The organism is Vibrio sp. Sgm 5, assembly GCF_026241575.1.
In the GTDB taxonomy this organism is placed as follows: Bacteria; Pseudomonadota; Gammaproteobacteria; order Enterobacterales; family Vibrionaceae; genus Vibrio; species Vibrio jasicida.
In genome coordinates, this window is record NZ_JAPHPY010000087.1 from 1 (window position 1) to 11502 (window position 11502).

The 11502-nt window shown below is 47.6% G+C and carries 12 protein-coding genes; 8 read left to right on the plus strand and 4 right to left on the minus strand.

The window, feature by feature from the left end; translation table 11 throughout:
- Window positions 1–136: 136 nt before the first annotated feature.
- Together OQJ86_RS25265 and OQJ86_RS25270 are read right to left on the minus strand one after the other, a co-directional pair.
- Window positions 137–1270 (minus strand): glycerate kinase, encoded by a 1134-nt coding sequence (locus OQJ86_RS25265; protein WP_265991916.1) that lies wholly within the window; start codon window positions 1268–1270, stop codon window positions 137–139.
- A 148-nt stretch (window positions 1271–1418) separates the two neighbouring features.
- Window positions 1419–2549: a sugar diacid recognition domain-containing protein gene (locus OQJ86_RS25270; protein ID WP_265991918.1), complete on the minus strand. Its 1131-nt coding sequence runs from the start codon at window positions 2547–2549 to the stop codon at window positions 1419–1421.
- A gap of 237 nt (window positions 2550–2786) precedes the next feature.
- Between OQJ86_RS25270 and OQJ86_RS25275 the strand changes: the two genes are divergently transcribed.
- Complete coding sequence (locus OQJ86_RS25275) at window positions 2787–2960, plus strand: hypothetical protein (RefSeq protein ID WP_265991920.1); 174 nt, start codon at window positions 2787–2789, stop codon at window positions 2958–2960.
- Window positions 2961–3008: 48 nt separating this feature from the next.
- On the opposite strand, the gene OQJ86_RS25280 is transcribed toward OQJ86_RS25275, so the two are convergent.
- Window positions 3009–4697: an amidohydrolase gene (locus OQJ86_RS25280; protein WP_265991922.1), complete on the minus strand. Its 1689-nt coding sequence runs from the start codon at window positions 4695–4697 to the stop codon at window positions 3009–3011.
- A 130-nt stretch (window positions 4698–4827) separates the two neighbouring features.
- On the opposite strand from OQJ86_RS25280, the gene OQJ86_RS25285 reads away from it, so the two are divergent.
- Window positions 4828–4962, plus strand: coding sequence for a hypothetical protein (locus OQJ86_RS25285; protein WP_265991924.1), 135 nt, complete (start codon window positions 4828–4830; stop codon window positions 4960–4962).
- A 10-nt stretch (window positions 4963–4972) separates the two neighbouring features.
- On the opposite strand, the gene OQJ86_RS25290 is transcribed toward OQJ86_RS25285, so the two are convergent.
- Window positions 4973–5344 carry a hypothetical protein gene (locus OQJ86_RS25290; protein ID WP_039974330.1) on the minus strand — a complete coding sequence of 124 codons (372 nt, stop codon included), beginning with the start codon at window positions 5342–5344 and terminating at the stop codon, window positions 4973–4975.
- 242 nt (window positions 5345–5586) lie between these two features.
- Here OQJ86_RS25290 and OQJ86_RS25295 point away from each other — a divergent pair, with 242 nt between their 5' ends.
- The 6 genes from OQJ86_RS25295 to OQJ86_RS25320 all read left to right on the plus strand — a co-directional run bounded on the left by OQJ86_RS25295 (window position 5587) and on the right by OQJ86_RS25320 (window position 11389).
- The gene (locus tag OQJ86_RS25295) at window positions 5587–7434 is read left to right on the plus strand and encodes a M3 family metallopeptidase (RefSeq protein WP_265991927.1); all 1848 of its coding nucleotides are present in this window, start codon (window positions 5587–5589) and stop codon (window positions 7432–7434) included.
- A 58-nt stretch (window positions 7435–7492) separates the two neighbouring features.
- Window positions 7493–8029 (plus strand): DUF924 family protein, encoded by a 537-nt coding sequence (locus OQJ86_RS25300; protein WP_265991929.1) that lies wholly within the window; start codon window positions 7493–7495, stop codon window positions 8027–8029.
- Between the two features lie 143 nt (window positions 8030–8172).
- The gene (locus tag OQJ86_RS25305) at window positions 8173–8463 is read left to right on the plus strand and encodes a putative quinol monooxygenase (protein ID WP_005435368.1); all 291 of its coding nucleotides are present in this window, start codon (window positions 8173–8175) and stop codon (window positions 8461–8463) included.
- Window positions 8464–8667: 204 nt separating this feature from the next.
- On the plus strand, window positions 8668–9378 hold the full coding sequence (locus OQJ86_RS25310; protein ID WP_265991932.1) for an HAD family hydrolase: 711 nt from the start codon (window positions 8668–8670) through the stop codon (window positions 9376–9378).
- 171 nt (window positions 9379–9549) lie between these two features.
- Window positions 9550–9867, plus strand: a complete 318-nt coding sequence (locus OQJ86_RS25315) for a DUF4144 family protein (protein ID WP_054756624.1) — start codon at window positions 9550–9552, stop codon at window positions 9865–9867.
- Between the two features lie 313 nt (window positions 9868–10180).
- The gene (locus tag OQJ86_RS25320; RefSeq protein ID WP_265991934.1) at window positions 10181–11389 is read left to right on the plus strand and encodes a NupC/NupG family nucleoside CNT transporter; all 1209 of its coding nucleotides are present in this window, start codon (window positions 10181–10183) and stop codon (window positions 11387–11389) included.
- Window positions 11390–11502: the final 113 nt, after the last annotated feature.

Consider the following 11502-nt stretch of genomic DNA (forward strand, 5'->3'; position numbering starts at 1 on the left):
CAGATCGCACACACGTGAAAGAGTTCAAAAAAAATCCCCAAACTACAAGCTTGGGGATTTGTGTATAAGAGACAGCCGCAATTGGGAGGCTTTGTTATGTGTTCTATGATCTATCTACTCAACCAAACACGGAGTGTTAGCGAGGTAATTGCCACAATCTGGCTACATTTTCAGCCAAGTTCGCAAGGTTCACATCCGCCTCTTCCAAAGCTTCTGGCAAGCTCATTGCGCGTGGTACACATACGAATACCGCGTCAATGCCACACTCGTAGACTGCTTGGAAGTTATCACCTGTGCAACCTGCTAGAGCAATGACAGGCAAACCATACTCTTTCGCCACTTTCGCCACACCCATTGGTGTCTTGCCATGCACGGTTTGATGATCAATACGACCTTCGCCAGTAAAGACAATATCAGCGTCTGCTACATGCTCTGCGAGTTTTACAGTGTCTAATACAATCTCAATACCCGGCTTAAGTCGTGCAGGTAGGTAACCAAGTAACGCCGCGCCCATACCACCGGCGGCTCCTGCGCCTTTTTGAGTCAGCACATGCTTGCCTGTCACTTGCTCTGTCAGTTCACCGTATTTGCTTAGAGCAGAATCTAACAGCTCAACATCCGCCGACGTCGCGCCCTTCTGTGGGCCAAAAATCGCTGATGCACCTTTCTCGCCACACAATGGGTTGTCCACATCGCATGCCACCAACACTTCGCAGTCCGCTAAGCGAGCATCGAGACCAGATACATCAATGCTTGCTAGCTCAACTAAGCCGCCACCATTGGGTTTGATTGGCTGACCAGCGCTGTCCAGAAGCTTAACACCTAAAGCCGCTAGCATACCTGTGCCGCCGTCATTGGTTGCGCTGCCACCCAAGCCGATAATCAAGCGTTTAATACCGCGTTCAAGGGCGTTTAGAATTAACTGGCCAGTACCAAAGCTGCTGGTGTTTTTCGGGTCACGTTGCTCACTTGGCACGAGGTGCAAACCACTTGCCTCTGCCATCTCGATCACTGCGGTTTCACCGTCACCTAGAATGCCGTAAAACGCCTCAACATCATTGCCAAGTGGGCCTTTTACGGTCACGAAAACCTGCTCACCCTCAGTCGCATCAATCAAAGATTGAACTGTCCCTTCACCACCATCAGCAACAGGTACCGTAACGAATTCTGCATCGTGCCAAACACGAGACAAACCCGTCTTGATCGCGTCACTCACTTGCTTGGCGGTCAAGCTCTCTTTAAACGAATCTGGGGCAATCACAACTTTCATTTCATTCTCCTGAAAACAGCACGCTGCGAGCGACAAGTCGCAGGTCATCAATGTGGCTATTCTCACTTAAAAACTTGGCATATTCTTTAGTCAAACATCCAAACACTACTGACTATGTTTGAATTATTTTGTGCATTTGCACAATTAGCTAATTTAGCTTTCTTAACTGGCTTGCGATATACAGCTCGGTCAATCCCGTAAAATCTTGCGTCGAAATGCCCGTCACTTCACTGATTCTATCCAGACGATATCTCAAGGTATTTCTATGAATATACAGAGCCTTAGCACAGTCATTGGCGTTACCATTGGCTTGAAAATACGCCTCTAAAGTCTTTATCAACTGCCCAGATTTGTCTGCCGAAAGCAAAGTAGCCATCGCTTGAGCGAGTTGTTCACCTTGCCAAGAGTCGGCTAAAGGAGCGAGTAACACAGGTAAGCGATATTCAGAAAAGCCCAGCATGGTTTGTTCTGGATGAGAGCGACGACCAACAGCAAGCACCTGCTTGGCACTTTGGTAGGAGAGAGGAAGCTGTTGTGCGCCATCAAAACGTTGCCCAATCGCGAGACGGACATCATCAATTTGATTAGCAGTTAAGCGGCGCTGAATGCTCTCGAGCGCACTTTGGTCACCATTCGAAGAAGAACGTAAAGACTTGAGAACAACGATTTCATTCATCGACATGATCGCCACCAACGGCTTATCTTCAGAGCGATACAACACGTCAACAACGTCGCGTACGCTGTTCAAACTAACAGGCGCATTCTCTGCTTTAAGCTCGATCACGACAGCAACTCGTGGTGTTGTTAAATCGATGGAAAGGCGCAGCGCCCAATCGTGCAACTCGGAATCACTAAGTTGTTGGTTCAACCATGCTGAAACAAACTCTTCTTGATGGCGTCGATCCCATTGCAATTGCTCCACCAGCGAAGCTTGTTCAATCGTCAGTTCCGCTGTCATCTTCACTAACTGAGCGAACGCTCGGATGTGTTCAGGGTTACCAGTCACACCCACCACGCCAACGACTTCACCTTTAAAGTGCAGCAGCATATTGATGCCCGGTTTCACGCCTTGCAACGATTGGCAACTTTGATCATCCAACTCTAACGAGTCACCATGATTCAGCGCCAGCACTGCACCATCGTGCTTTTGACCAATACGCTCAGCATCGCCGCTGCCAATAATGGTTCCTGCCGCGTTCATCACATTGATGTTATGACCAATGATCGACATGGTGCGATCGACAATTTGCTGCGCGAGTGTGTGGTCGAGAATCACCATTTCCGTTCCTAAAATCTCCACGATTGAGGCGTAAATAAATCACACTTTGTCTTCTATCGCCATGATATTGAACTGGTATCGACGCCAAAGTGTTATACCGACCAATTAACCTTAAATAAATTATGGCTATTAACCCAAAAAGTCCTTCATCACTGCTTATACTTATAACCGAGCCACCCAAGTTTTTATGCTTGGCGCGACTTGAACCGACAACCAAACAGTGACCGGAGGGAAACCATGGAACTGCGGAACAAGGCGGGCGACATTGCCAAAATTGCTGACAACTTCACCCTGAAAGAAATTACCGAAATGGGCTACACCGTCGATCTATGCGATGAAGCCTTTGACCCAGGCGAGCATTGGAAAGCAGAAGGGCAAACGCAAGGTATGGGCGAATACCCTGAGCAATAGCCTCTAAATACGCTAACAACCTTTCAGCCGAGTGAGTCATCGCTCGGCTTATTCGTCATCCAATTGCTCGTAGACCACTTCCCCTCTCAACACCGTCATGAGGACGCGAGCTTGGGCGATGTCTTCCGCTTTCAGTTGGGTGATGTCTTGATCCAATACAGCAAAGTCTGCCGATTTCCCAATATCGATCGAGCCAATTTCCTTTTCTAAACCCAAGCTGTAAGCCGGATGAATCGTGTAGGCATCAATCGCAGCTGAGACGTTTGGCAATCCGGTTTCACCCATCACCAAACTATTAGAGATACCAACCAATGGGTTCAAATCATGCACATTCCAATCGCTGCTTAACGTCACGTTAGCTTTGGCATTGTAAAGTGCACGCAGGTTCATCAAGGCTCTGGCTCGCTTAGCGCCTAAGAAGGCTTCTGCCCACTGGTGATCGTGATAAGCCACATAATCGGAACCAACTTGAAAGTCTGCCGTGACACCTAACTTGGCGAACCTTGGCACGTCTTTGCTGTTGACCAATTCCACATGCGTCAAAGTGTAACGTCGCTGATTGCCCTGACTGCGCACCTTCTCAATTGCATCGAGGGATTCACGAATACCACCGTCACCGATAGCATGAATATGAGCGCTATAACCGAGTTTATCGAGCTTGCTTAGCCAGTCGGGCATCGCTTGTGGCGAAATGTAATTCAGCCCATAAGGGGAATCCGGCAGGTAAGTATCAAGATAAGGTGCAAGCGTTTTGGCAGTACCATTGATGAAGATGCCATCACTGTACATTTTGACTTGGTTCACCAGCAGCAAACGAGAAGTATCGTCGGACTGAATGCCTTTCAAATACGACAGTTGAGAGTCCATGCTGTCAGTCGGATAGATCCATGGTCGCAAAGAGACACGAGCGGTCAAATCGCCTCGTTTTTCGCTCTCTTTCCATACTTCATACCAACCTCGCTTCCAGTACATTCGCCCATCACCAATTGTGGTAATGCCGTAAAGCGCGGCTTCTTCTAATCCCGTCAACAAACCTTGGTAGCTCACCGCAAATTGCGCACTCATGCTGTTCCAAGCCAGTTCCATAACTAAATCACCAGCATTATCGAGCAAGATGCCATTCAACTCACCAGTATCAGGATCTTTGAGAATGCGACCGCCTTGCGGATCGGGCGTGCTTTTATCAATGTTCGCCGCTTTCAGCGCTGCCGAGTTAACCCACATCGAGTGAGAGGTTTGCTCCATTAACACCACTGGCGTTTCAGGAAAAACTTCATCGATCACTTCGAGAGGTGTGCGCTGGTTTTCTTCCGACAAGGTCGCATCAAGCGTAAAACCGTACCCCATCAACCATTCGCTATCTTGGACAAACTCTTTACAGTCTTGCAGTTGTGGGATTTGCTCATCCAACAAGGTGCCAGCTTGCAACAAGCACGTACCGCCTGCTTCGGAAGCCGCCTCAAACACATGATTATGGTTATCGACAAAACCTGGCAACAAGTAGGTATCAGTCAAATCCACCACTTCCGTGCCTTCACCAACCCACATTTGTGCCTTGGCTTTATTGCCAACAAAAGCAATCCGTCCATCATGTACTGCGACAGCGTCTGCTTTTGGATGACCATAAATACCAGCGTTGATGTACACCATGTCTGCGGTTTGCTCAGCAGCATTCGCCCACGCGCTAAATACAGGCAGCAACGCAGCACCAAGAATCAGTCTATGAGGAGTTAACATGACACCTTCCGTTGTATTCGCTAACACATTGAGTATATGCAAATTGGTTTAATTTGCTGATGATGTCGTAATTTCTGCGGGGTTGGTTTAAAAGTACAAAACAACAGACCGTATAATGAAAAGTTGAACAATGCGACGATACGACCAAGACGATTTATGTCCTCATTGTGGTTTGATCATCATGATGCCAACCGACCTCTCAAACCAATGTTTAGGGTGTGGTAAAGAGATCAATCAACATCAAGAATCGGATGAAGACGAGTAAGGCGCAGGTCTTACTCTGATTTGCTCGCTTGTGTTTCCTTCACAAATAAGTACATCTCTTCAAGGTAATTGCCATTTGCGCAGCCCCAGTCACTCACTTCAATAAATTCTTTGAGTAACTGATGGCTCTCATCACGAATCAGTTTTTGGCGAAATGAGTTCCATCGAGCCAATTCCAAACGGTTCTTATCAGATACATAATGGTCGCCATAGCTTTCAATAAGCTTGTTGTAGGCGCTCCAACGTTCTTCTGGTGTCGCTCCTTCACTCATAATTACGGCGCAGTTTTCCTCGATATTAAAAACTTGGTCATTGGTTGGTGTTGTCGCTGAACATCCCACCAAGGTTAGCCCCATTGTTAGAGCTGCGATTCTTGTTTTCATTATTGTTTTCCTTACTTTCAGCACCACTGCGAAAGACCGAATTTTATAAATAGAGAACGGCCATTACTAATCAAAAACGGAAAAATTTTGTGACTGACGTCTGCACATGTAAAAAGTGCGGTAAATTCCTGTTTACAAGCCATAAACATGGCAAATGGATTTCGCATTCCTTTCTGCTGCTTATGCGTGCCATAATCAATGACGATAAAAACCTCAATAAAGCAAACATTTGAAGGATCAAAATGACTGCAACGGAATACCTAAACGACCTAAACCAACGTTACCTCGCTATCCATCGCACCAAAGAAGATTTCTTTTGGGAGACGTACATGGGCATCAGCGACGACCACGATGGTTCGACAAAAGCACAAACCGCTTGGACCAATTTCTTAAGCAACGCCGAGCAAATCTCAGCTATCAAAGCACAACTTGAAGCGACTGAAACAATCGCTGATCCACAAGAGAAGCAACAAACGCAAATTGGTCTGCAAGGCTGGTTAGCAACGTTTGAATCGCATGCGATTGAAGGCGAGCAAGCTCAAGCACAAAAGAATGCTCTGATTGCATTTGAAGCCGAGTTGTTCGAGAAAAAGCAAAACCACGTTCTGACGTTTACCAATGAAAACGGTGAACAAACCGAGGGCTCTTTGCCAGTATTGTCGTCGACCATTCGCGCCAATAATCACGAAGAAGTGCGTCAGTCCGCGCACCAAACGCTGCTCGACCTTGAGCAATGGTTGCTGCAAAACGGCTTTATTGAGCTGATCAAACTGCGTAATCAATTCGCACGTTCTTTGGGCTACGAAACCTTCTTTGATTACTCAGTGAAGAAGACTGAAAAGATGAGCTCAGAGCAACTGTTCAGCATCTTAGATGACTTTGAACAGCGCACGCGTGATGCTCACCTAAGCAGCTTGGCAAACCTTGCTGAGCAGAAAGGTCAAGGCGCACTGACTGGCTACAACTTTGTGTACTCGTTCGCGGGTGATGTCATGCGTGACCTTGACCCGTACGTACCGTTCTCGAAGTCGCTACGTCGCTGGGTGGAATCGTTCGGTCGTCTTAACATCGAATACTCAGGCGCAGAGCTGACGCTGGACCTGCTTGATCGCAAAGGCAAATACCCGAACGGTTTCTGTCATGGTCCTATCCCATCGTTCTACAACCAAGGCGAATGGGTTGCCGCGCAGGTGAACTTCACCAGTAACGCTAAACCAGACCAAGTTGGCAGCGGCTACGATGGCATCAATACTCTGTTCCACGAAGGCGGTCACGCTGCGCACTTCGCTAACGTGAAGATGAACGCGCCGTGTTTCTCTCAAGAGTTCGCACCAACTTCTATGGCATACGCAGAAACACAATCTATGTTCTGTGACAGTCTGCTGACCGATGCCGATTGGCTCAAACAATACGCGTTGGACGCAGAAGGTAATTCAGTACCAGATGAGATCATTCAAGCGATGATCAACAGCCGTCAGCCATTCAAAGCGTACGAAGAACGCAGCATTTTGGTTGTGCCGTATTTTGAACGTACGCTTTACCAATTAAGTGATGAAGAACTGACGCCAGAGCGCATCACTAAGCTGGCACGCGATTGTGAAAAGCAAATTCTTGGTTTGGAATGCAGCCCACGCCCATTGATGGCAATTCCACATCTTCTGTCTGATGAAGCAGCATGTGCCTACCACGGTTACTTGCTAGCACACATGGCGGTTTACCAGACTCGAGCTTACTTCCTCGACAAGTTTGGCTACCTGACTGACAACCCAGAGATTGGTCCGCTACTGGCGAAACATTACTGGCATGCGGGTAACCACCTATCGCACAACGAGACTATCGTTAGCCTAACGGGTGAGGGCTTTAACGCTAAGTATCTGGCAGACGTGTGTAACTTATCGCCAGAACAAGCATGGGAAGTACAACAGAAGAAGATTGCTTCGCTGCAAACTCGTGAACGCGCCCCTGTGGCATCGTTAAATGCCAGTATCAAGGTGGTAGATGGCAGCAAAGAGCTTGCGAGCAATACGGTCTCAGACGAGCAGATGTGCGAGCAGTTTGAGCGCTACATCGAAGAGACTTACGGTCGATAAGCGAAACCCAGAGCTAGGGGTATATACTCCTAGCTCTTTTTCTATCAGGGAAACAACCATGTACCAAGATATCCTGACTTTCTGGTTTGAAGAACTGGAACCAAAAGACTGGTTTGTGAGTAATGCAAACGTCGATAAACAAATCGAAACACGCTTTCTCACCACCTTAGAACAAGCCGCTCAATCTGAGTTGTTTGGCTGGCGAGACACAGCACTAGGTCGCCTGGCGGAGATCATCGTGCTCGACCAATTCTCTCGTAATGTTTATCGCAATACGCCTAAAGCGTTCGCTCAAGATGCTCTCGCGCTTGCCTTGGCACAAGAGGCAATTCGTCTAGGCTTAGACCAAGAATTGACCGACGTTGAACGCAGCTTTTTGTACATGCCATTTATGCACAGTGAATCTAAGCGGATTCATGAAGAGGCAGAGAAGCTGTTCAAAGCACTGGGGCGAGAATCGAACTACGAGTTCGAACTAAAGCATAAAGTGATCATCGATCGCTTTGGTCGCTACCCACACCGCAATGCGACTTTAGGCCGTGATAGCACCGCAGAAGAAGTGGAATTCTTACAACAGCCGGGTTCCAGTTTTTAAATACAGCTAGCACAAGATTGAAGTTCGATTATCAATTTATATTTGATAATAAATTAATCATTGTGCTGTTTATCATTTGATGATTCGCGACTAATCTTTACCTCGTCAACACGATACATCACGAACAACAGAGGATTTCCATCATGGCTAAATTGACTATCGTCGCTAACATCATCGCCAAAGCAGACCAAGTAGAATTGGTAAAAGCCGAGTTACTTAAACTGATTGATGTCACTCGTGCAGAAGAAGGTTGCATCAACTACGACCTTCACCAAGATAACGAAAACCCAGCGCATTTCACTTTCTACGAAAACTGGGAATCACGCGAACTATGGCGCACGCACATGGACAACGAGCACCTAGCGCAATACATGAAAGCAACTGAAGGCGCGGTAGACACCTTCACTCTAAACGAGATGTCGCACATCGCTTAACACCTTGTACATCGCAGCATGCACTAGAAAGCCAGCAACCATCACCTTGCTGGCTTTTTGTTATTCTCTCGCTTGTTCTATCTTTTCTCCTTTCCGAGCGATTCAAAGCAAGCTTATGAAAACATGAGCAAGATCTGATTATCTCCCCACTAAGACTGGCAAGATTTAAAGCTACTCACCCTTCGCTGTATCAAAAGGTTTTTCATGAAGTTAGACGCCGTATTGTGGGATTACGATGGCACCCTAGTAAATTCTGTTCCGAAAAATATCGACATCACCAAAGCAATATTGTCCGTTGTAGCGCCACACCTGACCGGGGATAACTTACCGAAATACCTACGCAGTGAAGCGGATTACCATCATGCCAATCACGCAGCGAAAAACTGGCAAGATCTGTACGTAAACTACTATGGTCTATCCCATGATGAAATGCTCATCGCGGGTACCATGTGGGCTGAACACCAAGAGCAAAACCAAACACCAGTGAATCTGTTCAGTGGCATTACCGATGTAGTGAACGCGTTCGAACACCTGCCACACGGAGTCTGCTCTCAGAACTCGCAATCCAACATTCGTAACGTACTCAGCGCCAACCAAATCAATGCACCGTTTAAAGCCGTCGTGGGCTACGATGATGTATCTAATGGGCATCAAAAACCGGACCCTTTTGGTGGCATTAAATGTATTGAGTCCATCTTTGGACACTCCGATAAACAGCTGCTGATGTACATCGGTGACCACGAGGCAGACACGCAGTTTGCGCGTAATATCGAGCATCAGTTAGGTGGTAGCTGCAAAGTGATTGCCGTAGCAGCAGCTTACAGTGGCGCTCAACCGCAGCACTGGAACGTCCAACCCGATTATGTGGCACATCAAGTGGCAGACTTGCTCGGCATCATTGGCAAGTACGCTTAGCCTCTTTCAATAAACGCGAAGCTAAAGAAACGCGCAGCTAAAGCTCTTAAATACACAGCAAGACACAAAGCCTTTTGCTCTCTTAAGGTTTTGTGTATCGTACTTGCCTTACACCGCTAATTTAGCGCGTAGACGATTTTAAATGACCCACTCCAATACTAAGGTAACGCAATGATCACATGGCCTTGTTTACTCAAACTCGATGGCGACGACGAACTGGTGTATTTGGCTTCGCCAGAACAGTTAAACGCCGAATGCCAAGCTTTGATTTGGGGTCAGGATGACATTGTGATTGATACACAAGGTCACTGCTTTGCATTAAAAACGGGTAGCCATAACACAGTAGAATTGGGCCTGTTGCCACAAACCTTGAACGTGCAGCAAGTGACAGAGCTGATTCAAAAACACGAGTTTGCTCAAGCACAGCGCTGCATCATCAAAATCCATTTCACTTCCGTCCAACAAGCGATTGAGGCCTTAGCTGATTAACAATTGCGCCTTTGCTTTCGTACAACAAAAAATCGCTCCAATAACCGTTGTCAGCATCTAAAACCGTGCGTATACTCCGCGCCGGTTAGATAGGTTCCCGACTCAAATAGTTAGGAATCGAACCAGCTTTCAATCGGCTGCAAAATGGAAACTTGCCCCACGGAACAGGGCCCAGCGTAACTGTCAGCGTTTACGGGCTTTGAATTCGACTTCGGGTAAAGACAACATTTTGCACTCTCCGCAATGTTGCCTCTGCACGCGTGCGCCTAATTCTTAGCTCGCTCATTAACAGATACATAAGCAAGGTAACATAATGCAAATCATCTTCAGCTTGGCCGGCGTATTGGCCTTGTTGGCGTGTGCTTACGCACTTTCTGATAGTCGTCGCGACATCAACTGGCGCACCGTAATCGGCGCATTCTCTCTTCAAGCCGGTTTTGCGGCACTGGTGCTCTACTTCCCTCTCGGGCAATCCATGTTAGGCTCCATCAGCAACGGCGTATCCGGGCTCCTCTCATTCGCAAACGAAGGCATCGGGTTTGTTTTTGGCGAACTCGCAACGGGCAATTTCATCTTCGCAATTCGCGTTCTGCCTCTGATCATCTTCCTCTCCGCTATCATCTCAATACTCTACTACTTGGGCGTGATGCAAGCTCTTATCAAAGTCATCGGTGGTGCTATCCATCGCCTACTGGGTACTTCTCAAGTCGAATCTCTTGCTGCAACCAGCAACATCTTCCTATCCATGTGTGAAGCCTCTTTGGTGGTCCGTCCGTTCTTGGCCAACATGACTCGCTCTGAACTGTTCGCAGTAATGGTTGGCGGTATGGCGTCAGTGGCAGGTTCCGTACTAGGCGGATACGCAGCACTGGGTATTGAGCTGAAATATCTCATCGCAGCGAGCTTTATGGCGGCTCCAGGCGGCTTGTTGATGGCGAAGATCTTAGTGCCAGAACGTGAAGTATCGGCGCATCAAGGCGCGATTCAGCTAGAGAAAAGCGAAGATTCCAACATCGTCGATGCGTTAGCTTCTGGTGCGATGAACGGCGTGAAAGTAGCAGTTGCAGTGGGTACTATGCTGATTGCTTTTGTCAGCGTCATCGCGATGGTCAACGCAGGCTTTGAAACCGTGGGCAACTGGTTTGGCTACGAAGACGTAACGCTGCAATTGATCTTTGGCTACCTGTTCGCACCACTGGCGTTTTTTGCTGGTATCCCGATGAATGAAATCCTAACGGCAGGTTCGCTGATCGGTCAGAAGACGATTCTGAATGAGTTCGTGGCCTTCCTTGATTTCGTCAACGTGAAAGAAACCCTTTCAGCACATAGCCAAATCATCATCACTTTCGCATTGTGTGGTTTTGCTAACATCGGCTCTATCGCGATTCAGCTGGGTTCGATTAACGCAATGGCACCTGAGCGACGCCAAGAAGTGGCAAAACTTGGCTTCCGTGCCGTTATTGCTGCTACGCTTGCCAACATGATGAGTGCAGCGCTAGCAGGGTTGTTTATCGCCCTGTAATCACTCTCTCATTCCAATTGAAGCCCACCATCGTGTGGGCTAATTATATGGTCCGCCTCACTCTCAAGCCCTACGCTTAGAGTAGGCTCTCAGAACGAGGTGAACCATATGTC